The following is a 25,510-nucleotide window of genomic DNA, read 5'->3' as shown; positions in this document are numbered from 1 at the left end:
GTTGAGAAAGCCATTCTATCTATTGGCTGTTGCCTGTCTGTTGCAGCCGGTGTTGACGCAGGCGGATGCTGTTGGTGAACATGAAGAGTGTCTGCTCGATGCCCTCAGGAATGCGCCCGGGGACACGACGATAGCCGAGCTGAGGAAAGGTTGTAAGGATGCTGGAAATAATCAGATAACTGACAATGCAGCACCAACTGTCGCGGTTGACGAACCATCTGCATCCTCCCCGGTTGAAACACGGCTGCAGAGTGAGAAGTCGACACAGGATAATCCCTTTGTCATTACCCCGCACAAGATGAACTATGTACTCTTCGCTTCCTATGAAGACGATCCAAACACAGCACCATATAGTGGGATTGCCCCGAGTGACAATCTTTTGGATAACACCGAGATAGAGTTTCAGTTGAGCCTCAAGGTTCCGGTGATGGAGGATCTTTTCGGTGGTATCGGTAACGTCTATATGGCCTATACGAACCACTCCTATTGGCAGGCATATAACAAACCGATCTCTTCACCTTTCCGTGAGACCAACCATGAACCGGAGGCCTTCCTTGACTTGAAAAGTGATTGGACACTGTTTGGCTGGAGAAATCCGCTCAACCGTTTTTCGATCGTGCACCAGTCAAACGGACAGAGCGGCAACCTCTCCCGGAGCTGGAATCGTCTCTATGCCCAGTTCATTTTGCAACGGGGGGATATGGTGCTGAGTATCAAGCCGTGGTATCGCATTCCCGAGGATGAGGAGGACGACGATAACCCGGATATCGATGACTTCCTGGGGCATGGTGAACTTGCCGGCGTCTATAAAAATGGCCATCACACCTACAATTTTATGTTGCGCAACAATTTTCAAAGCGATAACAAAGGGGCGGTGGAACTGGGCTGGACCTTCCCGCTTTATGGCCGCCTTCGGGGTTATATGAAATATTTCAACGGTTATGGAGAAAGTCTGATCGACTATAACGCCAAAAGTCACCGCTTGGGTTTTGGCGTCGCTTTGACTGATTGGCTATGATGTTATGCTTGTCTGGCTACAAAGCATCGGGCGAGATCGAGAGGGCATAGGGTAATTCCGGCTTCTCGCTTGGTGGTGCCATCTGTAGCTGTTTCCATTTGAGCAGTTCGTAGTAAGCTCTTATGTTATCGACATAGTTGACGGGCTCCTGTCCACGGGCATAGCCGTGTTTTACTGTTGAATACCATTTTTTCTTGCTGAGCAGGGGGAGATGTTTTTTTACATCTGCCCACTTGTCGGGATCTGCTCCCTGTCGCTGGGTAATGATGCGGGCATCTTCAAGATGCCCGAAACCAACGTTATACCCTGCTAGCGTCATCCAGAATCGGTCAGGTTCCTCGATGCGTTTTGGGATCTTCTTTTCGATTATTTCGAGATAACGGGCACCACCCGTGATGCTCTGTTCCGGGTCCAACCTGTCTGTCACCTTGACCTGTTTTGCGGTGTTTCGGGTCAACATCATGATGCCGCGTACGCCGGTGGGTGATTTTGCATTTGGGTTCCAGTGTGACTCCTGATAACCGATTGCAGCGAGCATTTGCCAGTCAATGCCCATCTCTTCCGCCGCCTTTTTGAACAGTACTTCATATTGGGGCAGGCGTTTGTCTGTGTGCCTCAGAAAGGTTCTCGACTCAACAAAATTGAGTTGATCGACATGGCCGTAGTAGCGCTCTATCAGTTGCGCCAGGGTACCGTCTTTATGGATGCGGTCGAAGAAGGTCTGCATCGCATCAAACAGACTGCTGTCTTCCGTGTGCGCCATCGCCCAGGCAAGTTGTTGGGGTTTGGTCAGATCAAAAGCAACGCGTATGTTCTGCATAAAGCGGCGGTTGACAGCGACATCATTGGAATCTGCAATGGTGTAGTCGATCTTCTCATCCTGCACTCGCTGCAGCAGATCTTCGCTCTCCATGTCACTGGGGCTTGACCAGCCCAGCCCTGGATACTCCTTCAATAATCTGTGCAACTCCTCCTCGTGACTGCTGCCCGGCAGTACCTCTATCGATTTACCGATAAGATCTTCGACCTTTCTTGGCCGCCGTTTGCCGCCCCGATAGACAACCTGCTGGGTGATCTCCTGATAGGATGGGCCGAAACGCAAGCGGGTTTCACGGGCCTGTGTGATAGTCAGTCCTGCGGCTGCAAGATGTGCTTCGCCCCGCGTGACCAATGGCAGTAACTCCTCGAAGCCTTTGGGTATGACAAAGCGGGCTTTGACCCCAATCTCTCTTGCGAACTGCTGGACCAGATCGTATTCCAGTCCTGTCAGACCGTCGGACCCTTCATAATAGGTCGTGCCACTGTTGCGCGTGGCTACGACCAATTCACCACCGGCTTTGATCCGATCGATCAACGGAGGCGGAATTGAACAGCTGGCCAGTACGAGTAATGATATTACGTATAGGGAGAGGCGCATGGTTAAGCGGGCGTCTAGTGTAAAAACTTTGCCAGTTTCAGATTATTAGCGTTATTGGACTATAGATAGCTGACCTTTGATAAGGAATCAAGCCATATTATATTTGATAGACAGCTGACCGCCGCGTCGGGATATAATAATCGGCAGAGTTTTCTGGAGAGGTGCCAGAGTGGGTGAGCCATGACCGTTTCTCCAGTGGAGAAACGCAGCATGGCGAACGACCGGCCATGGAAGGCCGGGCTGGGTGCGTAACAGGGACGTATGCTTGCGATTTATGACCGACAGAGTTTTCAGGAGAGGTGCCAGAGTGGCCGAATGGGACGCACTCGAAATGCGTTGACCCTTTGCGGGGTCCGAGGGTTCGAATCCCTCCCTCTCCGCCAAAGTGCCGCTATAAATCAATCAGTTACAAGAAATAAGATTTGTCAGGTTGGTAAATATTAGAGTTATTTAGGGTTGCTGATGACTGGAAACGGGCAGGATTATTGCCCCACTTATCCACCACCTTCTTTCCTGCATCTCCCATACCGTCTGGTATCCGTCCGTGGTTCAACTATCCCTCTCGCCGCGTAGTTTGGGATGCCTCTTCCCTAGTATAGAAACGACCATCGCGGAGAAAACCGGATATTATCTCAGCATGGGCCTTGAGGACACTGCCGTTGGCATCCCGGCTTCCCACCCAATCATCTGGCAGGCCATCGAGAATATGCACTGGGGCAGGACAACCATCAGCAAAGCACGAAATAACACAGTGGCCACTGCGGGTATCCTGAAAGGCTGGTAAAAACCCCTGTTCCCGATTATGGGCGCTGATACCTCTTGTGTTGGCAAAGCGATGATTCTCATATCGCAATGATTGACTGCTCAATATTCCCTTTTGCGTGATATCAGACTCTTGCCGGTTACCGTGAACGCTTGGAAGAGACTCTTCCAGAACTGGATCGATCTTTATCATGATGCTCTCCTACTATTTTCAGCACACATCCCAAGATTCCTATACTAAGTGTGTACGCTGAGCGACAGCATGATATGGGTAGGTCCATGTAGTTGGAGGGCGGTTTTTTATGCATGACGAGTGGGAACAATGCCTCAGCAGAGCCTCCCTCGTAGCCTCTGCCTAACTACCCCAGTCTTGTTTACAGATATTTTTACCACTCTCACCAACCGAAAATGCGGGAGAAAATGCCAGTGAAAGCGAGTGGCTAAGGGAAGCGCTGTGGATTCTCGTGAAAGGTGGGCTATCCTTACCTATACTCAGTCGCTGGATATAGACTATACAAGAGAGAAGATGGATCTTCTGTTTACTACAGTCGGCATTCACGATCCAAGCCGTAACCCACCCATTAATAGCCCGTCGGAAGCGTCACTATGAAACTGTTAAGAAACTTTTTGGCCGTTATCGGTCTGCTTACCCTTTTGATTGTTACTGTGGCTGTAAGTCAGATCTGGTCAGCCACCCGGCAATTTGATCCCGATGCCTTTACTCTCTATCGAGAATTTGCCGGTAATCTCCTGGAAACCGGCGATCTGGCCAGCGCCTTTGTCTGGCGAGTAAAGGTGGAAGACGATATTAAAGCTGAGGACGTCAAGGAATCCATGAAGAGCCTTGCCGTTGACAGGAACTTCTTCTTTGTCAGCGACTCGCCTTTTTACAAACAGGTCAAGGCTGTTACCGGAAAAGATTTCCGGCACGTGTCATTCATGCAGTTCTGCGACGTCAAGGTCGGTGTGAAGATGCTCGACCACAATGATGCCTATTCCGCCTTCATGCCCTGCGTGATCAGCGTGGTGGAGGATAAGGAAGGCAAGGTGTGGCTGTATGCAATGAATATGGATTTCCTCATCCACGGGGCCAAGGAATTACCCCCGGAGTTGAAGAGCGACGCCCTAAGGGTACGACGGGTGATGCGGGAGATTATGGAAGGCGCGGCCTCGGGTGAGTTCTGATCGATTCTCCGGATCGATGACAGACCTGGTTTATGACACCGGTCGGAGCATCGGTCTAAGTCGATGAGTGTTTCTTCAGCAGTGAGGTCATCTCCTCTGACAACTGGCTCAGATTCACCGGTTTGCTCAAATAGCTATCGGTACCGGCCTCCATGCAACGCTCTTTATCGCCCGGCATGACCAGTGCGGTCAGGGCGATGATTGGAACCGATGCCAGTTGTGGTAACGCCCGGATGCGTCGTGTTGCTTCCAGTCCATCCATCTTGGGCATCTGGATATCCATCAGGATGATATCCGGATGAGTATTCGATGCCATTTGAACGGCTTCCACGCCGTTTCTTGCTGACAGGATTTTGAAACCTCGATCGGTAAGGAATTCGGAAAGTATGATTAGATTGAGTTCATTGTCTTCCGCCATGAGTACGGTAGTTGATCCCGTGCGAGGGGACGCTGCATCGGAGGCGGGTAAGTTGCTCGCTTGAGCGGGTGGCTCGACCTGAATCTGCGCGTCCCTGTTCCATGTCAGGCGCACTATAAAGCGGCTGCCGTGCCCAACCTCACTTTCCACCCTGATGCTGCCTCCGTGCAATTCTGTCAGCCGGTACACAAGATTGAGCCCGAGTCCTGTTCCTTCGTGCTGGCGCGAGAAGGTGTTGTCCAACTGGACAAAGGGTTTAAACAACCCTTCAAGATCTTCCGTTGCGATACCGCATCCGGTGTCCCATACGGTGAATTCGATGCTGTTGTCCTCTTGCTTTCCTTGGACATCCAGACCAATTGTCCCCCCGTCCTGGGTGAATTTCACTGCATTTCCCATCAGGTTGACCAGGATCTGCTTCAAGCGAACCTTATCTGCCCAAACAGTTTCTGTCTTTGGATCCCGTTTGAAAGCAATGTGCTGGCCCTTTTTCTCCGCAGCGGGCATGACCAGTGCCAGACTGGCCTGACAGATATCCTCCACCTGAATCCAATCGGGCTCAAGTTCCATGCCTTGGGATTCGATCTGGGCAATGTCCAGAATATCGTTGATCAGTGCAAGCAAGTGGTTACCGCTGTCAGAGATGATGCCGATATAGCGCTGTTGCAGATCGGTGAGTGGTCCGGGTCTTTTTCCGGACAATATCTCCGAGAGACCCAGGATGGCAGTAAGAGGCGTGCGTAGTTCATGGCTCATGGTGGCGAGGAATTGATCTTTGGCGTGTACGGCCCGTGACAATTCGTCGTTGCTGTGACGCAGGTCTGCGGTGCGTTCCAACACGGTCTGCTCCAGCATGCTTGCGTGCCTGGCCAGCTCCTGCGTGCGTTGTTCCACCTGAGCTTCCAACCCTTCGTTGAGCTGCTGAAGGTTTTTTGTGGATTCGCGCTGGGCGATCTCCTTCTCGCGCCGCAATATGTTGATGCGGTCCGCCAGTGCGATGGAGAGCAGCACGACTTCCATGGCGGAGCCGACCTGCATCGCATAGCTGGTAAACAGGTTACGTGGTACAAAGCCTGTGAACATCAAACCGGTGACAAAGATCCCGAGCAGAAACATACTCCAGGCGATAACGTAGAATCGTGCGGGCCGGTAACCTGAGCGCAAGCTGAGATAGCCGGTGGGCAAGAGCACTATGGGTAACAATACGCCCGCAATATTTGAGACAGGGGCCATGATGTCGTAGGTCAGGAACAGGCCGCCTAGCATGATGCCCAGGCTGAACACCATCAGACCCTTTAACAACCAGTCGGCCCTCGGCATATATTTCCGCGTGGTGAGGAACTGTCGGGAGAAACTGATGGCGAAGAAAGTTACCAGACCAACGAAGAAAGGCACCGAGCGATTCGCCCACCAGGGATTTTCCGGCCAGAGGTAGAGTTGGGCATAGCCGTTGAGGGAGAGTTGGAACAGCAGGTAACTGGTGATGTAAACCACGTAATGCAGATAGTTTCGATCCTTCACGAAGAGGAACAGGAACAGGTTGTATAGGATCATCACCAGCATGACCCCGTAGTAGACCCCCTGGATATAGCGAACTTTGCCATTCTCGCTGGTAAATTCTGCTGTTGACCAGAGATAGAGTGGCAGTTGCAGGCTACCTCCAGATTGAACACGCAGGTAATAGGTTTGTTCGGACTCCGCTATGGCAGGCATAGAGAACAAAATGTCAGGTGATGGAAGTTCCCGAATGGAAGCCGGCAGTGTGTCGCCTGCTTTTGATGCCTTGAAGTCTTCCGGGCCATTCGGAAGATAGAATACGATGGAATCCAAGAGGGGGTAGGCCAGCTGCAGCAGCAGAGGACTGGTATCGGTCCAGTGAATCGAAAAACGCAGCCAGAACGCGGATCTGCTGTAACCGAGGCTGAGCTGCTCCTCGCCGACAGGGCGAAAACGTTGTTCGAATGCAGGGGAGGCGACATCGAAAATATCCAGGTCTGCCTGTTTGTCTTCGAATATTTCCAGGTATGGACCGAGACTGATCTGCTTCGTCTGACCCGAGAAAATCTGTTGGTCAGCGGCGTTTACAGAGAGGCTTGACCATAGCAACAGAAGAGTGACCAGCAAGCGCATCGTGGCGGGAATGAATGACTTCGGCATGTCTACGGCAGCTGTTTTCCAAATTTACGAGGAGTAGTGACCCAGTTTGTGCAGGCAGGGAAGCACTGTCTCTCTGACAGGGCGTTCTCCCCCTTTCACGCCAGCGATACATCAAGTATACACCTTACTCAAATGCTTCTTAACATACCCTGAAGGCAAGCCGTTTGCTTCACAGATAATTTCGGCCTCTCTGCTAAACTGGGAAGGAAAGTCTCCAAAGTGTGCCGGACATCCGGGGTTTTGACCAGGCATCCTAATGGCAAAGAGTGGCCGGTCTTTCACTGTAGTGGATGCCATTCCCACCAAGCCCAGCACGCTTCACCGAAGAGGACGGCAAGATGCCAACAAATCGAAATAAAACCACCTTTGTGGTCCAGGGACGAGATATTTCGACCTGGGAGCTGAACGAGCAACTGGCGGAAGAGCTGACAGATATTCTTCAGGTTGAGGTGCGTGACGGTTCGGCTGTCAGTCTGGCGCCGGATCGATCAGGTGAAAGCAACGCTGTGGAGTTGATGGCCACGGATGAGGACGTGGTCGAACTGATCCTGGAGGACAACCTGCAGGTATTTACCTCGGTGGGCAGGCTGCGGGAAGAGATTTTAACGGCTGACTCTCATCGCGGTGCTAAACCGGATCAGTTGGTGCTGCCCAGGCGACTGACGTTCTCGAATCAGCACTCCCGTGGTGAGGATGGGCTGCTGGTCGAGGCATTCAAACTGCTGGATGTCAAAGGCAGGATTATCGACCATGTGACCGGGAAGGCTGCTGAGTTTACCGCCAGAAAGGTTGCAGAATTGATCGAAGATCAGCTGGTGGGCGATGGTGCCCTGTTTAGGATTCATCAACTGGACAGCAGCGGGGATGAGCGTTCAGGATTTCAACCCGTAAAACCTGAAGAGATTGATAATACACTTCCCATACTGCTGTTCATTCATGGCACAGCCTCCAGTACCAGAGGTGGCTTCTCCGATCTCTGGAAAATGTCTTTTGACGATACCTGGGATCAGCTAAAAGGCTTCTATGGCGAAAATATTCTCGCCTTTGAACACCGCACACTCAGCGAAAGCCCCATCGATAATGCCATAGAATTGCTCGAAGCCTTGCCGGAAAATGTAACCCTGCATCTGGTCAGCCACTCCCGGGGTGGGTTGGTAGGGGAGCTGCTATGCCGAGCTCAATTCGATGAATCGCGTGAGCCATTTACCCGTGAAGAGATTGCGTTATTCGATGCGGAGAACCTCTTCGGTCTTGCCGGCATCCTGCAAGAACTCAGAGACGATTACGCACACCATCGCCGTCAGCTTCAAAAACTCAATACGCTGCTCATGGAGAAGCAGCCCAGGATACAAAGGTTCGTGCGGGTAGCCTGTCCTGCGCGTGGCACTACCCTGGCGAGCGGCAAGCTGGATCTCTATCTATCTGGTGTGCTCAATGTCATCGGTCAGATACCGGTGTTGAAGGCCAGCCCCATATATGGCCTGCTCAAGACCTTCACGTTGGCGGTTGCGAAAGAGCGTACACGCCCGGAACAGTTGCCTGGGTTAGAGGCACAGATGCCGGGTTCACCGCTCATCGGATTGCTCAACAGCACACCGGTAAGTACTCATGCTTCACTGGCAGTGATAGAGGGAGATATCAATCCCACGGGGATCTTTAAGAAAATTGCCATGTTCTTCCTCGACCAGTTCTATGAGAGTGATCATGATCTGGTGGTGAATACCCCTTCCATGGATGGTGGAGCACGGCGAACGGCCCGTATCCCGGTGCTGTTCGATCAGGGCAGGGATGTCAACCATTTCCAGTATTTCAGCAATAATCGAACACGCCGCGGCTTGTTGTCTGCCCTGACCGAAACCGCCTCACCTCCCACCGGTTTTCAGTTGAGGAAGCAGACGCAAAAGACGGTGGCTCGTACCCTGTCTGCCGAACGGGTGTCTGGTGAAGTCCCCACTGTGTTTCTCCTTCCCGGATTGACCGGCAGCCATCTCGCTGTCGACAACAATCGGATCTGGGTGGATCCATTCGACCTGCTGCGGGGCAAATTCACAAAACTTGAATACAAAGCTTCTGACGTCAGTGCACAGCAGGTTGTCGGCCTCGCCTACGGTGACCTGATCGATTTTCTTGCGGATACCCACGAGGTGATTCCCTTCCCTTATGATTGGCGCCGCAGCGTAATGGAGAGTGGACTGTTGCTGGCCGCAGCAGTGGATGAGCGGCTGCGAAATACCAATCAGCCGGTACATATTGTGGCTCACTCGATGGGTGGTATCGTCTTCCGAGCAATGATCGCTCAGGATCCTCAGTTGTGGGATCGTTTGCGGGAGCGGACCGGTTCGCGTGTGCTGATGTTGGGTACCCCGAACAGAGGTTCCTACTCCATCCCCAGGATTTTCTCCCGCCAGGACAGTACGGTGAAAATGCTGGCACTGGCGGATCTTCGGCATAATCAGAATCAACTGCTGGCTGTGCTAAGCCAGTTCAGGGGCATGCTTGAGCTGCTGCCTTTGGATGATCAGGGAAAGATACCGGCAGATAATCTGTGGGACCAATTCGGCAAGGTGTTGGGCGGTGACTGGAAGCGGCCCGGAAAAACGGACCTGCGTAGTGCTCAGAGTACCTGGGATAAGTTGGATAGCCATCCGCTGGATCCGGAAAGGGTTTTCTACATTGCGGGGCGCGCGGATGAGACGCCGGTTGCAGTGGAAGTGGACGAGAATCCGAAGGGAAAAAACAAGATCCATTTTTTCTCCACTTCCCAGGGAGACGGCCAGGTTCCCTGGAACACAGGCATTCCGGCAGGTATCAAGCATTGGTTTGTGGATGCGGTACATGGTGATATTCCTGACCATGAACCAGCCTTTGCCGGGATGCGGGAGATACTGAAGGCGGGCAATACACAACTGCTATCCACTCGTCCGCAGACAGCGCGAGGTATCGAAGCGCGGCGTGAGATGCTGCCTGACCAGATCGACGTCTATCCTGATGAAGATCTACTTACAGCGGTATTTTTGGGACGCTCAACGGCGGCAGCTCCCCGTAAACCCGTGCAACTTCCAATACAGGTCTCGGTGGTGCATGGCAACCTGCGTTTCGCCACCAGCCCGGTGGCAGTGGGTCACTATCAGGGTGACAGCATTGTCAGCGCAGAGGCGGCAGTGGACGCCTGTTTGGAAAACCGGCTCAAAAAGCGTCTGCTGCTAAATCTCTATCCCGGCCCATTACAAACCAACGAGGTGCTTTTAATTCTACTTTGTCAGATTCCATCACCCGGCAACCGACTGTTCCAGCGTCTGTTTTCGATATTGGGAGTCGATAGCCGCTTGTCGTTTACGATGCCGTTTCGTCATTTGCCGTAGTATTTCATCGCGTTCAATATCTCGCCGTGGCAGGAAGGCACGCAATAGCGATTCGATGTCTGAACAACTGAGTAAGGGGTGATCATCTTTTTGCACAATTCGCTCTTCGAGCATGAATAACATCGCCATCATGACCAAGGCCATATGGTGATGCCAGGATTTCCATTTACGGGCCTGATAATCAGCAAGACCTGATTCACTCTTACCATCCTGGAACGAACGCTCAACCCAGAACCGCTGCGCCTGCATCTTTGCAAGACAATGGGATGGCGTTTCTTCCGGTGCATTCGACAAGGTGTATTTAATCGTCTCCGGTGAATTGACCTCTCGTCGTACAATCAGGTGCCATTGATGTGCCTGGGCTTCTTTTCCATCCCAAAGCCAAACCCGATGATGCAGGATCTCGACGCGCAGTTTGCCCTTGCTGCTATCCCGTAATACCACTTGCTGCCACTCGCTGTCCCGTTGCTCATTGAGCCACTGGTCAACGCGCAGACGGGCTGCCTGGGCTTGCAGACGACTTCGACGACGACCGCGCGTTGTCGTGCTCTCCGGTATGAACGGCTGTGGATCTTCCAGGTAGACCTGTTGGTCTTTGTGGATGTCCACCACAAAGGTTTCACCCATCGCCTCCAAACCCCTCAGAAAAGCCGGATCCTTCCCGTATCCCCCATCTGCACCCACCCAGGCAAAACGCAGGCCAAGCGTCCTCTGATGACGCACCATCTCCAGCGCCAACTCTGACTTGCTTTGATGTTTCCGTTCAACTTCCGGGATACCCGCCTTGCGACAGCGAGCCGGGTTCGATACCCACTCTTTGGGTAGATAGAGACGTTCATCTATCAGCGTGGACAAGTGCCCTTTACCCAGTGCTGCGAATACACCAACCTGGCAGTTATCCACCTTGCCCTGGCGGCCATTCCATTGGCGTTTAACCCCCACTGAATGTTTACCCTTCTTGGCAAGGCCACTCTCATCGAGCAACAGACAGGTATCCGCGGTTCCACCCAGCCATTGATCGGCTTCCAGCGCCACTTGGTCTAACACCGCACGATGATCCCACGGGGACTCGGTGAGCATATGCTGGAGACGCTGATCATCTGCGCCTGCAACCACCTCTTCCATGCGTTCCATGTTCTTTCTCTGCGCTTGCATCAGGCCTTTGAGATAGTGTGTGACCGGTTGAAACACCGACCTCGTCTTGCTTCGAAAATGGGATTCAAAGCGGTACTGGAAACGTTGGAATCGCTCCGCTATGCGATCGATTCTACTTATGCGCGTATCAGGTAATTCAAATGACCTTGGTGCTTGTCATTTGATGCTCTTCCTTACGATGATTGCCAAGAAATTCACAGCATATATTTTATATTATTCAGTGAGTTACTTATAGATCTAATCTGACAAAGTAGAATTAAGAAACCACCAGGATGAACTGCCAGGTGCCATCATTATAGGATTGGGAGAGGTGGGAACCTTGACCAGCAGCGGTCTTACCGACACGTTCCGTGAAGCAGTATTGCGGTATGTACTTACCGTTCAGGAAGAGAGCAATGCCCCGCCGGAAGAGATCGGCTTGTCTGCACTGCTGATCGGTACCGGTGCCGGTGGTATGTCTACAGAAGATGCCGTTACTGCGATGCTGCGGGCGGTGTTGCAGGCCAACCAACTGCTTGCCGGTCCTGCCAACAATATTGAGCGTACGATTCAAAGTGTCCGGTTTATCGAATTGTATGAGGATGTAGCCGTTGGCGCCCTGCATGCCTTACACCAGATTGTTAAAGGTCCGGAGTTTAGAAACAGGATTACTGCTCTACCTGAGATTATTTCCGGCGATGGTCGATTGCGGCGCGTCTATTATGACGAAGACCCTGCGTGGTGGCAGCGCCTGCGCATCGAGAGTACCGAAGACGGTGGTCTGAAATATACCTCCCTGGCGGGGCGAGCCCGGTTGGAGATGAGCATACAACCCCTGCAGAAACAGTCGGTCGAACCCTACCTGCAAGAACTGACCGGCAATACCTGGTCGAATTCCAGGGCAGGGCGTACTTTGTTCGAACTGCTCGTGCCCCGTGAATTCAAAACTCACGTCCGGGATAATCAGGATATGGTCTTGGTGGTGGATAAACATTCAGCGCGTTACCCCTGGGAACTGCTTGAATATGCGGGATTTGACGGAGATGAACCCCTGGCCAGCAAGGTAGGCATGGTTCGACAGCTTGCCTCGTTTGAGAGTGATGTTGGTAGCGTCTGCAGCAACCACCGCGCCCTGGTTGTGGGCGATCCCCGGCTTGATGGTTCGGAGTTCGTTGCCTTGCCCGCAGCTCAGAAAGAGGCGAGGGCTGTGGAACGTCTGCTGTCCGAGTCAGACTTTGATGTGAAACCTGCATTGATCGGTGCCAATGGTACTGAGATTCTCACTGAGCTGATGACGGATGATTACGAGATCCTTCATCTGGCAGGCCATGGCGTGGTTGACTACCCATTACCTGAAGATGATTCGATCTGTGAAAGCAAACAGGGCAAGGACAAACCTAAGTCGATAACAGGGATGGTGATTGGAAAAGACCATTTTCTGACACCCATAGAGATACGCCAGATGCCTTCCACCCCGGCATTTGTCTTCATTAACTGTTGCCATCTTGGGAGTACCGATACTCAGGGTCGACAAGGAAACCAAGCCTTCCATCGTTTGGCGGCTAATCTGTCCACGCAGTTGATAGGACAAGGGGTGAAGGCCGTTATTGCTGCTGGTTGGGCAGTTAACGATGATGCGGCCCAGACTTTTGCCGAGACCTTCTACAAAACCTTTCTCTCAGGCAGCAGCTTCGGTGATGCTGTAAAACAGGCACGGATGGAAACCTATCATAAGCATGATCGGTTCAATACTTGGGGGGCTTATCAGTGTTATGGCGATCCCGGTTATGCCTTGACAACGGAGACTGGACGACGGCGCCGCAGCAGCAAACAAACTTATGTCTCTTTGGCGGAATATGTGAGCGCAATCGAGAATATTGCCGAGTGGGCCAAGACGGCATCCGATTCAGACGCTCGAAGCTGGAGTCAGAAGCTGGCCGACCTACTGCAAAGTGTGCCAACGAAATGGGAGGAAAATGCCAGCTTGGTTGAAACAGCGGGACGGGCTTGGGGCCAGCTTGGAGAGTTTTCCAAAGCGATAGAAGCTTATGAGCGGGCCATCTCAGCCGATCCGGCAAGCGCCACAATTCAATCTGCTGAACAATTGGCGAATTTTGAGGCACGCGAAGCGGTCAAACTGCACGATGATGGTCAGTTGGTGGTTGCGAAACGTTTGGTGAATCGTGCCGGTAAGCGCATTGATGGACTGAACTCAAAATTTGGCACGACCGTCGAACGACTTGCATTGAAAGGGAGTGCCGCCAAGCATCGTTCAATTGTCTATCTGGACAAGGATAAAGAGTGCCGTCGCTCTTTGACGGAGATGGCAGATGCCTATAAAGCCTCCTACCAGCTTTGCCTCAGTCAGCAGGGCAAGATTAACTCCTACCCACTCACCAACTGGCTGACCGCTCACTGGCTACTGGTGAAGGCCGGGATGAGCAATGATAAAGATCTGGGTGGAGACGGGGACTTTGACAGCCTGTTGGCTCAGGCCATGCAGCAGGCTCATGTGTCTGAGTCCAATATGGGCGGCGAGTATTTCTGGAATGCCATAGCCGAAAACGACTGTAGTTTGCTTGCCGCGTTGAAACAAGGTGACTTGGTCGACAGGAAGGAGATGATTGCAGACACCTATCGACATATTCGCAATCGTGCATCTTCTCCGCGTCAGTTCCAGTCCGTTATGCAACACCTGGGTTTCCTCGAACGCATGAGTAATCATTTCAAACTCGTGGAACAGAAACCTTTGGAATGGCTGATCGATAATCTGAATGGCAAGGGCTGATGGTGGGATGGGATTGCCTGTGCTGCAGGGGGAGTGTAGTCAACCGCTTTTTTTTTGCTTTGGGAGCAGCCATTTCTCCAGCATAACCTGCAGGGTTAACCGCTCATAGGGTTTACTCAGATAGTCATCCATGCCTGCAGCATGGCATAGCTCCTGCGTACCTTTTTCCACATCTGCGGTTAAAGCGATGACAGGTACGCGACTACCAGCGGATTCCAGATTGCGAATCGCTTTTGTCGCTTCAAAACCATCCATTTCAGTCTTCAGTCGTGTTTCATCAGGGCTGGAGTGCAATTCCAGTCTTGACAAACTATAAAATGTGTATATACACTTAAGTATGGCTAAATACGATACAACTTGTGATCTCGAGCAGTGTAGTTTGATTGGACAGACCTGTGCAGTATTTAATCTGCGCAAGGCATCCAGAGCGGTCACAAAGCTCTATGAGGAGATTTTGAAACCAAGCGGGATTTTACCGACCCAGTTTACTCTTTTGGTGGTAACCCGGGCCTTTGGTCCGGTCACAATTTCCTCAATGGCAGAGATGCTGGTGATGGATCGCACCACATTGACACGCAATCTGAGGCCCCTTGAAAGAGAAGGTTTGCTTCGGGTAGTACCTGGTAAAGATGACAAGCGTTCACGTGAAGTCAGTCTCACGAACAAGGGCTTAGAGCAGTTGGATGAAGCTTTGCCTCTGTGGCAAGAGGCGCAGTGCAGAGTCGAGCAAGCACTTGGCAATGCGCGTCTGGATCGGTTGCTTGATGATCTGACTGCGGTGGTACGTGCGGCACGATCTGCCTGATTGTCTTTTATTTCCCTTAAATGTGCATATACACTATTAAGGAGATTAACATGAATATCACTTGAGCTTCCCGGGATTTGAAAAAGGATCGTAAACCAACTGTGTTGAGTCTGAGTTGGTTCCAATCCCCTCACCCCAGCCCTCATCCAGAGGGAGAAGGGGCTGAAAATCAGCTGAATGGCAGATCAATCCGGCTTTTAGCCGGTGGAGCAATCAGTATTGAGGTCGGCGGCTGTTATTGGGTTTGTGATTTTGTGTCTAGGAGTCTGTCGGGTTTGATCCATTGAGCCAGGGATATTTTCCGGCCCACCGTGTTTTTCCCATAATCGCTGCCTCTGTAGGAATATAAGCCCTATGTAGGGCAGTGAATTATGAAAGACTGACCTATCCTTGTCGATATCTCAGCCTGCCAGCGCATGCATCCGCTTCAGGTTCCATGCCGTACATACCAGATTCCATTCACCTTGCGCTGAATCACTCCCTCGAAGGTGAAATTGCCGAAATCCCATTACTTCTTTGATAATGCCGAAGACGGTCTCAACTGTCGATTTCCGTGTGGCATACACGGCCTTGCCTTCCGGTGTACTGAGTCGATGCCTCATTCGGGTTAACATATCGGCATCTTCCGGGCAGGGCGGCACCTGTTTCAGCCGCTCTTCCAGCGGCAGGTTGTGCTGTTCGCGGCTATCGGAGAGGTAGGGGGTGATCTCCTGTGCTTCACAACGATTGACATTCTCTTCACTGAAGTAACCCGTATCCGCCAACAGACCTTGTGGTTTTCCCAGCTGCTCTTCTGCTGCCTTCAGTTGTGCAAGTGCAGGTTCTATTTCCTGTTTGTCATTGGGTTGCTGGGTAATATGGTTCTCCACGATCAGGTGGGTACCGGTATCAACTGCCGCTTGGGCGTTATAGGCCTGAACAAACCCTTCCGATGAGGGCATGATGCGTGACTCCTCATCCGTGAAATTGACTTGGTCTTTTTCCTGTGGACCTTCTTCTGGCGGCTTTGGCACTCTACCTCTGGCCTTCTTCCCTGTCTTTTCCTCTCGTTCCTTACGCCGCTTCACCTTCTCTTCGTATTCCGCCCGTTCTTTTTCAAAGCGCTCACGCGCTCTTCGTTCGATCTCTTTCTTAGCCTTGGCTATCGCAGCAAGCCGGTCCTCACGACGTTTGAGTTCCTCTGGAATATCCAGTTCCGGCTCTTCTTCTGCATCGGCCTGTTCGGCCTTTTTCAGCAACAGCTCGACTTCACGATGAAGCTGCTCTTCAAGCTTGTTGGCATACCCCCAACTCATCGCCTTGTGTTTGCTGGCATTGGCCTTGACCTTTGTCCCATCCAAACTCACATTGCCTATCTTCAAAAGACTCATCGCCTTGGCTATCACTAATATCTGGACAAAGAATCCCTTCAACTCCTTGAGAAAGCGTTTGCGAAAGGTGGCGATGGTGTCATGGTCTGGATGGCTGTCTGCCGTAATGAACCGGAAGGCCACGGAGTCGTAGGTGGCTTGCTCCAACTTTCGGCTGGAGAATACGCCGGTTGCGTAACCGTAGAACAGCAGTGAAAGCAAAATGGCTGGATGGTAGGGCGCTTTTCCTCCGCCACCGTATTGAGATTCCAGCTCTTTCAGATCCAGCTGTTCTACGATGTCCACGATAAATCGCGCCAAATGGTTCTCTGGTAGCCAGTCCTGTAATGAGGGCGGCAACAGATAGGGGGTGTCTCGATTAATCGTGCGGAATTTATCTGACATACTGACTTCGGTTCGTTATTCTTTGGCTTACAGTATTTTATCAAATGGGACTGGTTAAATCCGACAGACTCCTAGGTAAAAGAATAAATGAGGCTCTCATGCAATTTTGACACTACCGATTCTGATTGTTGTTATCTTCGGTTTCCTGTGGTTTCTAAGCAGAAGAATCCATCGCCTCGGCGATATAAATGCATCACAGAGAAATTGGCTGGTAGTACTTCTTTTGATTCTGCTCAGCTGGGGCGGTTACGTCGGCTATCAGTCTAGCGTGGGTATTTTCGCCACTGAAGATTTTCTTAATCTATTGCCCGGTAATTGGTTGCCCTATGTTCCAGTGGTTGTCACGATTACCCTGACGCTGTTGATTGCTTCTCTGCGCTTTGGTCTCAGAAAGCTTGTTGATGAAACCCCGCGTCATTGGCTGACTGGGATACACTGCCTTAGAATTCTTGCACTTGGAACCCTGATCAAGGCTTCGATGGGAGTGTTTCCAGAAAAATTTGCCTGGTTTGTGGGAGGGGCGGATCTGTTATTCGGGTTATCGGCGATAGCTGTAACCCTATTGGTGCATCGAGGCCGTTTGACCGAGGGTTTCCTTCTTGTATGGCATCTTATTGGTGCCCTGGTGATCGTAGTGCCAGTTGCAGGGCTTATGCACGTTTTCACGCAGGAAGCCCTGTTTCCCAAACTATTTGCTTTCCCTATGGTATTGGCGCCGGCTCTGGTGGTTCCCGCATTTGTGATGCTTAATCTGCTGGTAACCTGGCGGTTACTGGAAAAAAGGATGCAGAAGGGGTGAGGGAATGATTTTCAGGTATAGGAATCAGCTTTGATTTCTGAGCTGCCTCATAGGAGTGCTTTTCAGATCACTCAATCTCCAAAGCGGCTTTTGACCACCAGGGTCTCACCTTTATCGGGAATAGTCAGAAAGAACAGGTCACCGTAGTTGTCCGGTGGGTCGCCTACACCGCCCATCATCCAGTAGAGTGATTCCAGATTAAAGGTATTACCGACCCAGACCACTGTTTCACCAGCATGTTGCTGGGCAATCTTCTTCGGAATATCAGTGACGTCACTTCGGCTGACACGGATGATCTTAAGGCCATGGTGATCGGCCAGTGGTTGTACCGTGTCCACATTGCGTTGAATGTCAGGGCTGTAGATCGCATGGATTTTTCTGTCACCCACAGCATTGACCAGCGCATGGGCCCGCGCTTTCCCTTTCTCGGTTAACATCTTGCTGATCTGAGTACGCTCAGCGTGGCGCAGCATGATGACAGTGGTTTCTGTGCCTTCTTTTGAGTGAACGATCAGCGAGGAGCAACCCGGTAACGCGAACAGGCTAGTCAGGAATAGCAGTAGAATGAAGGCACGTAGCGATGATGTCGTCATAATCTCTCTTTCAGAATGTTGTTCATATGCTTGTTTCCACAGACATAAACTTCAAAGTAAGTTCAAAAGAAGCGAATGCCAGCCGGGCTCAGGTCGAATTTTATCAGAGTCTGGAATGAATAAGGAGGATGATGCGCCGGATGCGCAGAGATAAGATACCCGGCGGCCTGTGCCGCCGGGTAAGATGGGAGCCTATTTCTCCATTGTTCCTTCGAAGTGGATCTCCACTCGGCGGTTGAGTTTGCGACCTTCGCGAGAGTCGTTATCGGCGATGGGATTTTCTTCGCCCATGCCGACGGATTCGATCTCCTCATCCGGGATCTTGGTGTTCTGTTCGAGGTAGTCGGCAACCGTCCGTGCACGGCGTTCAGACAGTTTTAGATTATAGGCGGCCGGACCACTGGCGTCGGTGTATCCTACTACCTTGACTTCAAGAGTCTTGACGTTCTTGCCGCTGAAACGTTGTATGCGTTCGTTGATGATCGACTTGCCATCATCAGAAAGTTCGGCGCTGTCGAAGCCGAACAGGACACCAGCCTTGATGTCGACCATCTCGGCGATGGTTGTGGTCAAACTGACGGCAGTGCTGGTTGCGACGACTTCCTTGGTCACGACCACAGGCTCGGGTTCAGGCATTGGGGCTGGAGCTGCCATGGGTTCCGGTTTTGGGGCCTCGTATCCACACTCCAGTAGTTTTTCGGTTGAGTTGGTGTAACTGGTGCGCCAGCACTCACCGTAGCTGTTTTTGGCGACTCCTCCGCCGGACTTGGCGTAGCCGTCGACGAGACTCTCTTCGGCAGAAACGGCGAGTGCGCCTGTTCCCAGAATGGCAACAGCAGCGAATGATAGTAAAAAGTGATGTTTCATTTCAGTTCCCTATGTAAATAGATACAGCCTCACCGAGGCCGTCGGCATGGATAAAACAATCTTCCAGGTGATTACGAAACTTTCGTAACCTTGTTTCTTGGGGTTATCAGCCCCCACTTGGTACGACATGAATAAGTTATTATACAAATGATCGGGTGACAAGTTGCAGGTCGGTTCTGTTCAAGCTTGTGGAACCGCTAAACACTGTTTGTTATGCGGTTTCTATTTATGATTCGCTATGTTTGATCAGCCCCATGAATTCTGTTGTTACATGCGGTCCATTGAGGAGGATTTGGCTTTAAAGCAAATTTCAATTTCTTACACTCGCATAAAAAGAACTGTAGGGATTTCGCCAGGCAAGACCGATATAGTCATTTACGCTTTTAACAAATCATAATTCCTGAGGAGATTACCTGGAATGGCTGAACTTTTTTCTGCTGACTGGATGAACGAACTGAAAGATGCCTGGAACGCTGACCCTGAAGTAAAGGGGAAACTGGCCGAGATCGGCTTTGATTCCGTCATTACTTGCGGTTTTAAAAATGACGACCTCCCGCGTGGGGTTTTCGTAGTCGAGAAGGGCGAGTGTGTTCGCGCCGGTGATTATGATGGCGAGACGATGGATTGGGACATGCGTGCATCCAGAGAGGATTGGATGAAGTGGGTCTCGAAGGGTATCGGCATGGCTGGAATGGGTACTGCATTTGCCATGGGAAAACTGAAATTTCTGCAGGGAGACTTTAAGGGCATGATCAAGGATCCCCGAATGGCAGGACCTTTCGTCAAGAGTTTTGGCTTGATGAAGCAGATCGGCGCTGAGTAACTCAGGCTGGATATAGCGAGGCTGTTATTGCTGCCCTCGATTGAAATGCCGGTTATCTGTGATAAATTGCAGATAACCGGCAGACTCATTAATTTTCTTGATTAGAACTAATGTTCAGCCAGGCTCACGGATTGAGCCACCAGTGACCACATAATATCACCAAGATCAGCAAGAGGAGTCCGATCATGGCGATGAACCCGATTCAGTTTCAGGCCGGTATGAGTTTGAACGAGTTGTTTGAACATTATGGCGCCGAAGAACAATGCGAGGCGGCACTGGAAACTGCACGCTGGCCCCAAGGTTTTGTTTGCGCACATTGTGGTGGCACGACCCATAGCCGATTTCATGAAGGACAACACACATACTGGCAATGTAGCGCCTGCCGCCACCAGACGAGTTTGCGTTCGGGCACGATTTTCCATGGTTCGAAGTTGCCACTGCGCAAATGGTTTCAGGCGATGTTCCTGATCAGCCAGTCGAAGAACAACATATCTGCATTGGAGTTGAAGCGTCATATCGGTGTGTCCTATCCGAGCGCGTGGCGGGTCAAACACAAGATCATGCAGGTTATGGACGAACGCGAGGAAAGACGCACCTTGCAGGGTGATATCGTGGTGGTGGATGATGCCTATCTTGGCGGTGGACACCAAGGCAAGGCAGGACGGGGATCAGAGAACAAAGTTCCTTTCGTGGCGGCGGTTCAGTTGGATGAGGACGGTCACCCGCAGGTTGTTCGCTTTGATCCAGTGCCTGGATTCAAGCAGATCGATATCCAGAACTGGGCCGAACGGTATTTGGTCGCCTCAAGCCACGTACTCAGTGATGGGCTGAATTGTTTTACCGCTGTTGAGCAGGCTGGTATGACCCATCAGCGAGAGGTGGTTGGAACGCATAGGCGCAGTACCGATATGCCTTGCTTCGCATGGATCAATATCCTGCTGGGCAATCTGAAAACGGCGATTACGGGCACCTATCATGCGTTTGGATTTCGCAAATATGCTCATCGTTACTTGGCCGAATACCAATATCGATTCAATCGCAGATTCGATCTGAAAGCCATGCTACCCCGCCTGATTCGGGCCGCTGCTACGACAGTGCCGCGATCTGAGGCGTGGCTTCGGCTGGCTGAACATTAGTTCTAATCAAGTTAATTTTTACCGCGATCCATGTCTTGTGATAGTGGATCGCTCAGATCAGTTAATCAACAATATCGTACGGATCATTACCGAATGGGTCTGGCCATGCTGGATCTTCGGGCCATCCACTAAGAATTTTCTCAGATTCTTTCATATTGCTCTCCCGCGAAGTGCTTCGTTCATTATCACGCAATATTTATACCGAAATAAAAATCTTACAATAATTCAATGAGTTGAATTGCACCGGATGGATCGACTGCTGAAAAGTGTCAAATGTCCCGACAAAAAAGCAGTATGCGCATGTCATTTTCTATATCGATTCATCAAAAAATCACGTAACAGTCTGAATTTACAGACGAAACGCGATTTTGTGCTTGTGTAAGAATTTTCGACAAATCCTTCCGGTTCTTTCTTGATTTTGAATAGTTATTGGTGATTGGAAGCTTATAAACTCACTTGGGCACTATGCAGGATAGAGTTCGTACTTTGTCACGATAGAGTTGCTACTATTGTCTTCTCAGCAGAGAAAACACCGAGGAAAATTCAATGCCAAAACTATTGTCCCTGTCTCGTGCAGCCCGGCTCGCAGGCGTCAGCCGCGGTGAACTGCAGAAAAAGGTACGCAAGGAGTGCGTGAAGACCTTCGAAGGTAAGATTACTGTCGACGTTCTGGTCTCTCTCTACCCGCATATTGACATGGAGAGGGACCCTGTTTTGGAACGGGTGCAGCTCATCAAGCAGGAGGCTCGTCCCAAAGCGCACTATAGTGATGGATGGATGCCCGATCCTCAGGTGTTGATGAGTCGACTGAAGGAGTTCCAGCATACTCTGGTGCAGACCAAGTCCTCACTCAACGCATCAGAGAATCTGCTCAGTGAAACCAGCTCCGATCTGCAGTCCGCTCTGAATGCGCCAGACGAGAAACTTCGTGCCGAGGTGGAGCGTTGTATCCAAAAGCTGAGTGGTGCGATGGATCGGCTGGGCCGTGCCTCAGATGCCAAGGCTGCTCTGTATGCAAAAGATGCCATGCTGAAGATCGTCAGCGCCAGCGTGCGTCTACTACCCAGTGGCCATGAGTTTTTTCTCGAAGGTAATGATTCCATTTTGGAGGCAGGATTAAAAGCCGGACTCTATCTTGACTATGGTTGCACCAGTGGAAACTGTGGTGCCTGTAAATGCAAGGTGGTCTCCGGCGCGGTACGAAAGCTGCGTAACCACGACTATGTGCTCAGTGCCAAAGAACAGGGAGAAGGTTATGTGCTGGCATGTGCGAACACGGCTATATCCGACTTGGTTGTCGAGGTGGGTGAAGCGGGTGTGGCAGAGACGCTGCCACATCAGGAGATCAGGGCTCAGGTCAAAAAAGTGGAGCTGCTGGGAGAGTCGCTGGCGCTCATATATGTGCAGACGCCTCGTACCCAATCGCTACGTTTCAAGGCAGGACAGTCGGTTAGTGTCACCTCAGAGGATGGTCGTAGCGCCGACCTCTACATCGCCAGTTGCCCTTGCGATGGACGGAATCTGCAATTCATTCTCTTCAGGGAAGATGATGTTGGTTTCGGGGATGCAGTTTTTGACGCTACCCTTGCCAGGCAGACGGTACTGTTAGAGGGGCCGATGGGTGGTTTCGTGTTGCAGGAAGACTCCACGGCACCGGCACTGTTTCTGGCTAAAGAGGGCGGTTTTTCTCCGGTCAAAAGCTTGGTGGAACAGGCTATCACCATCGATAATGCGGAGGGGTTGAACCTGGTCCACATAGGTGGAAATCCTGCGGGCTCCTCGCTTGATAATCTTTGCCGCTCCTGGAACGATTCGCTGGATAATTTCCACTATACCAGCACTGCGGCTGATATTTCTGCCGACGAACTGGCGCAGTTATTGTTGAATGCCAATACAGATAGTGAACGGGTCGAAGTCTATATTGCAGGGCCTGCAGCATGGCTGGAAAAGATCATGGATGCAGCTTCCCGAAAGGGTCTCGATACGGGTGGGTGGTATACGGAGACAACCGACCGGTAATAGATAGCGGATTTCATAGTGTTAACAGGCCCTGGGAGGCTGTCGGATTTAACACTGTTTGGCTGCAAATCCCTGGATGGCGATCAACTCAGCTTATCAAACTCGTTAAATAGGCTCACTATTCGCCTCGTTCGATAAACTGATTTGATTCGCCCCCAGTGATTTTATTACGGGCATCCTGCCCTTCACCCCTTCGGGGGCAGCAGAGCTGCTCAATCCGCTCCTGCGGATTAGTCGCTTCAAACGGATAAACCCGACAGCCTCCTAGTCCAGAAACAATGGGCGGCGCAGGAAAAGATAGAAACCGTATTGGCCGCCTTCCGCATGACCGTAGGCAAAATAGAGCGGTCCTACCGGCGTATCGGCCCCAAGATAGAGGCTACCGGCGTAGCTCATGTCATTCAGACTTATATCATCACGGCTTTGCCAGGCATTGCCCATTTCCAGGGACGCACCCGCATAGATCGGAAAGTATTTGCTGCGGTAAAGTCGAGCCATGTAACTGCCGACAAACAGCGCGGTGTGCTGTCCTAAGAGTTGATTTTCTGACAGCCCCGACAGGTGCAGGAAGCCGCCAAGTGTGAATTGGTCTTGCAGCGGTGCGTTGTCATCCAGTGTGCTGTTGAATGAACCCGCGGCGAAAAGAGTGTGGTCGTCCCAGCTTTTTGCCAAGTTGAACTGCAGTTCAACCTGGTCGAAGTCGTTATCGGCGCCAAGGCTGCGGCGCGAGCCGGTCCAACGAAGTTTTGAATGAAAACCTTCTCTGGGAAAATAGATGTTATCCATCTCATCCAGCTGAAAACTGCCATAGAGTTCACCACCGCTAAAATCGTATCCCTGTAGTTTGGGTGGCCCGGTCACATAGTCCAGATCCCCGAGGAATCTTTGATAACCCAGCTCAATGCGGCCCCACTTGCCCAGTTCCCTCCCGGCAGCCAAGCCGACACCGTACTTTTTTATCCCGTATTCAGCCACCAGATTCTCGTCAAGATATTTTCCGACATACTGAGTTGAATAGAAAAGGATGGGGTGGATGAAAAATTCAGATTCATTATCCAGTGGCTGGTAGAGTTCGGTGAAGAACTTGGGCTCCCTGCCGAGTTGGGCAAAAGATTTCAACTCCCCATTGAGGTCGTTGAGTGGCTTTATGGTATAGGCTGAAGAGGCATTGAAGTGGGAATCGCCAAGGCGCGGATTAACGCTGAAGTTCAAACCAAACTGTAGAAAGTCCGTACCCCAGCGCTTCTCTTTTGCTTTGATCAACAGGCCGGTTTTGCCTTCTTCCTCGATCAATCTGTAGCGGACGCTTTCAAAAATATCCAGGCCGTAGATATCATCAATACTCTGTTCGAGTGCTTTGAGATCAAGCGGTGCCCCCGAGTGAATTGCCAGGCGACTGCTGAGAAGCTCATCCCGCAACTCAGATTGGTTCTCGATATGTATAAATTCCACAATGGGTGTAGTGGGCTTGATCCGGCGTTGCTCACGATAGTTTTGGTATGCCTGTTCACCAAGAGCCAGCCGGGAGAGCGCTGGTTTTATTGCTTCAGCTGCAACCTTGCCAATCCTGATAGCTTCGCCGGTCTGTTTGAAGTCGGCACTCTCGATATCATCCAATACAGGAACAATCAGTATGTCCCGATCACTGAGAGCGGTGATTTGTGTTTCGGTATTGCGTCGCGTAAGGATGGTCGTCAACTGCTCCACGATAGTCAGGGCAGTGGTTAGCTCATCCTGATGATAGAGCGGCGTGCTGATATCCACGGCGATGACGATATCCGCCCCCATCTCTCTGACGACGTCGATAGGCAGATTGTTGGAAACCCCGCCGTCGACCAGTAACCGATTTTCGATCTCCACACCGGCAAATACCCCGGGTATGGTCATGCTGGCCTGGATTGCCAGGGCAAGGTCACCTTTGCTGAGAACAACGGGGTTGCCGGTTGCAATCTCAGTGGCAACGGCTCTAAAAGGGATGGGCAGACGAGCGAAGTCAGTGATCTCCGACACGCCAAGGGTCAGCCGTTTCAGTTCCAGAGTGAATTTCTGCCCCTGGATCATAGCCGTCGGCAGGCTGACCTCCCGTTCTTTTACCCCAAGTTTCGCATTGATCAGTGGCAGTCGGGAATTGATCTTGCCGCGCATGTTGTGTTTGGTGCGGCTGAGATCGTCGTCGAACAGATTCTCCCAATCCATTGAGGCCAAATGTTGTTCGATTGTCTCCGGACTCATTCCGCTCGCATAGAGTCCGCCGATGATGGCGCCCATGCTGGTGCCCGCGATATAGTCGACGGGGATTCTGAGTGCTTCAAGGACCTTTAGAATGCCGACGTGAGCTGCGCCTCTTGCGCCACCGCCACTCAGCGCGAGGCCGATTTTCGGTCTTTCAATCTGCTGTTGCGCGATAGTAATGGGGAACTGGCACAGCAGCAGAAGAGCGAGAAGAATGTGTTTTATTGTCACGGGCATCCGG

At 51.5% G+C, this 25,510-nt stretch carries 18 protein-coding genes and 1 tRNA gene; 10 read left to right on the top strand and 9 right to left on the bottom strand.

The annotated features are described in order from the left end of the window. Positions 1 to 22: 22 nt before the first annotated feature. Positions 23 to 1,018, top strand: coding sequence for a phospholipase A (locus tag HPY30_03890; GenBank protein ID QYZ67893.1), 996 nt, complete (start codon positions 23 to 25; stop codon positions 1,016 to 1,018). Between the two features lie 16 nt (positions 1,019 to 1,034). On the opposite strand, the gene mltF is transcribed toward HPY30_03890, so the two are convergent. After that, positions 1,035 to 2,435, bottom strand: a complete 1,401-nt coding sequence (gene mltF / locus HPY30_03885; GenBank protein QYZ65208.1) for a membrane-bound lytic murein transglycosylase MltF — start codon at positions 2,433 to 2,435, stop codon at positions 1,035 to 1,037. Positions 2,436 to 2,728: 293 nt separating this feature from the next. On the opposite strand from mltF, the gene HPY30_03880 reads away from it, so the two are divergent. Continuing rightward, a tRNA-Ser gene (locus HPY30_03880) sits at positions 2,729 to 2,818 on the top strand. A gap of 170 nt (positions 2,819 to 2,988) precedes the next feature. Here HPY30_03880 and HPY30_03875 read toward each other — a convergent pair. After that, positions 2,989 to 3,390, bottom strand: a complete 402-nt coding sequence (locus HPY30_03875) for a hypothetical protein (GenBank protein ID QYZ65207.1) — start codon at positions 3,388 to 3,390, stop codon at positions 2,989 to 2,991. Between the two features lie 413 nt (positions 3,391 to 3,803). Between HPY30_03875 and HPY30_03870 the strand changes: the two genes are divergently transcribed. Beyond that, a complete protein-coding gene (locus tag HPY30_03870; protein ID QYZ65206.1) occupies positions 3,804 to 4,382 on the top strand; it encodes a DUF302 domain-containing protein in 579 nt (192 codons plus the stop codon). Between the two features lie 55 nt (positions 4,383 to 4,437). Here HPY30_03870 and HPY30_03865 read toward each other — a convergent pair whose 3' ends face one another. Next, positions 4,438 to 6,957: a response regulator gene (locus HPY30_03865; GenBank protein ID QYZ65205.1), complete on the bottom strand. Its 2,520-nt coding sequence runs from the start codon at positions 6,955 to 6,957 to the stop codon at positions 4,438 to 4,440. A gap of 338 nt (positions 6,958 to 7,295) precedes the next feature. On the opposite strand from HPY30_03865, the gene HPY30_03860 reads away from it, so the two are divergent. Beyond that, positions 7,296 to 10,319 carry an alpha/beta hydrolase gene (locus HPY30_03860; protein ID QYZ65204.1) on the top strand — a complete coding sequence of 1,008 codons (3,024 nt, stop codon included), beginning with the start codon at positions 7,296 to 7,298 and terminating at the stop codon, positions 10,317 to 10,319. Here HPY30_03860 and HPY30_03855 read toward each other — a convergent pair. Next, a complete protein-coding gene (locus HPY30_03855; GenBank protein QYZ65203.1) occupies positions 10,227 to 11,474 on the bottom strand; it encodes an IS701 family transposase in 1,248 nt (415 codons plus the stop codon). The two genes, HPY30_03860 and HPY30_03855, sit on opposite strands and share 93 nt — an antisense overlap. A 310-nt stretch (positions 11,475 to 11,784) precedes the next feature. On the opposite strand from HPY30_03855, the gene HPY30_03850 reads away from it, so the two are divergent. Continuing rightward, positions 11,785 to 14,241 (top strand): CHAT domain-containing protein, encoded by a 2,457-nt coding sequence (locus tag HPY30_03850; GenBank protein ID QYZ65202.1) that lies wholly within the window; start codon positions 11,785 to 11,787, stop codon positions 14,239 to 14,241. Between the two features lie 39 nt (positions 14,242 to 14,280). On the opposite strand, the gene HPY30_03845 is transcribed toward HPY30_03850, so the two are convergent. Further along, positions 14,281 to 14,496, bottom strand: coding sequence for a response regulator (locus HPY30_03845; protein QYZ65201.1), 216 nt, complete (start codon positions 14,494 to 14,496; stop codon positions 14,281 to 14,283). A gap of 82 nt (positions 14,497 to 14,578) precedes the next feature. Here HPY30_03845 and HPY30_03840 point away from each other — a divergent pair, with 82 nt between their 5' ends. Further along, the gene (locus HPY30_03840) at positions 14,579 to 15,046 is read left to right on the top strand and encodes a winged helix-turn-helix transcriptional regulator (protein ID QYZ65200.1); all 468 of its coding nucleotides are present in this window, start codon (positions 14,579 to 14,581) and stop codon (positions 15,044 to 15,046) included. A gap of 401 nt (positions 15,047 to 15,447) precedes the next feature. On the opposite strand, the gene HPY30_03835 is transcribed toward HPY30_03840, so the two are convergent. Then, positions 15,448 to 16,800, bottom strand: a complete 1,353-nt coding sequence (locus HPY30_03835) for an IS1182 family transposase (protein ID QYZ65199.1) — start codon at positions 16,798 to 16,800, stop codon at positions 15,448 to 15,450. 106 nt (positions 16,801 to 16,906) lie between these two features. On the opposite strand from HPY30_03835, the gene HPY30_03830 reads away from it, so the two are divergent. After that, on the top strand, positions 16,907 to 17,599 hold the full coding sequence (locus tag HPY30_03830; protein ID QYZ65198.1) for a hypothetical protein: 693 nt from the start codon (positions 16,907 to 16,909) through the stop codon (positions 17,597 to 17,599). 71 nt (positions 17,600 to 17,670) lie between these two features. Here the strand turns inward: HPY30_03830 and HPY30_03825 are convergent, their stop codons facing one another. Together HPY30_03825 and HPY30_03820 are read right to left on the bottom strand one after the other, a co-directional pair. After that, entirely contained in the window at positions 17,671 to 18,192 is a 522-nt protein-coding gene (locus tag HPY30_03825) for a hypothetical protein (protein ID QYZ65197.1), read from the bottom strand. Between the two features lie 192 nt (positions 18,193 to 18,384). Then, positions 18,385 to 19,059 (bottom strand): OmpA family protein, encoded by a 675-nt coding sequence (locus HPY30_03820; GenBank protein QYZ65196.1) that lies wholly within the window; start codon positions 19,057 to 19,059, stop codon positions 18,385 to 18,387. 418 nt (positions 19,060 to 19,477) lie between these two features. Here HPY30_03820 and HPY30_03815 point away from each other — a divergent pair, with 418 nt between their 5' ends. The 3 genes from HPY30_03815 to HPY30_03805 all read left to right on the top strand — a co-directional run bounded on the left by HPY30_03815 (position 19,478) and on the right by HPY30_03805 (position 23,037). Further along, a complete protein-coding gene (locus HPY30_03815; protein ID QYZ65195.1) occupies positions 19,478 to 19,882 on the top strand; it encodes an SCP-2 sterol transfer family protein in 405 nt (134 codons plus the stop codon). 185 nt (positions 19,883 to 20,067) lie between these two features. Next, complete coding sequence (locus HPY30_03810) at positions 20,068 to 21,018, top strand: IS1595 family transposase (GenBank protein QYZ65194.1); 951 nt, start codon at positions 20,068 to 20,070, stop codon at positions 21,016 to 21,018. 546 nt (positions 21,019 to 21,564) lie between these two features. Beyond that, positions 21,565 to 23,037 carry a 2Fe-2S iron-sulfur cluster binding domain-containing protein gene (locus tag HPY30_03805; protein ID QYZ65193.1) on the top strand — a complete coding sequence of 491 codons (1,473 nt, stop codon included), beginning with the start codon at positions 21,565 to 21,567 and terminating at the stop codon, positions 23,035 to 23,037. A 264-nt stretch (positions 23,038 to 23,301) separates the two neighbouring features. Here HPY30_03805 and HPY30_03800 read toward each other — a convergent pair whose 3' ends face one another. Further along, positions 23,302 to 25,506 (bottom strand): BamA/TamA family outer membrane protein, encoded by a 2,205-nt coding sequence (locus tag HPY30_03800; GenBank protein ID QYZ65192.1) that lies wholly within the window; start codon positions 25,504 to 25,506, stop codon positions 23,302 to 23,304. Between the last annotated feature and the right edge of the window lie 4 nt (positions 25,507 to 25,510).

It is taken from the genome of Gammaproteobacteria bacterium (ex Lamellibrachia satsuma) (assembly GCA_019623805.1).
Classification (GTDB): domain Bacteria; phylum Pseudomonadota; class Gammaproteobacteria; order Chromatiales; family Chromatiaceae; genus QGON01.
The sequence above is the reverse complement of the archived record's forward strand: the minus strand, read 5'-3'. Positions and strand labels throughout refer to the sequence as shown.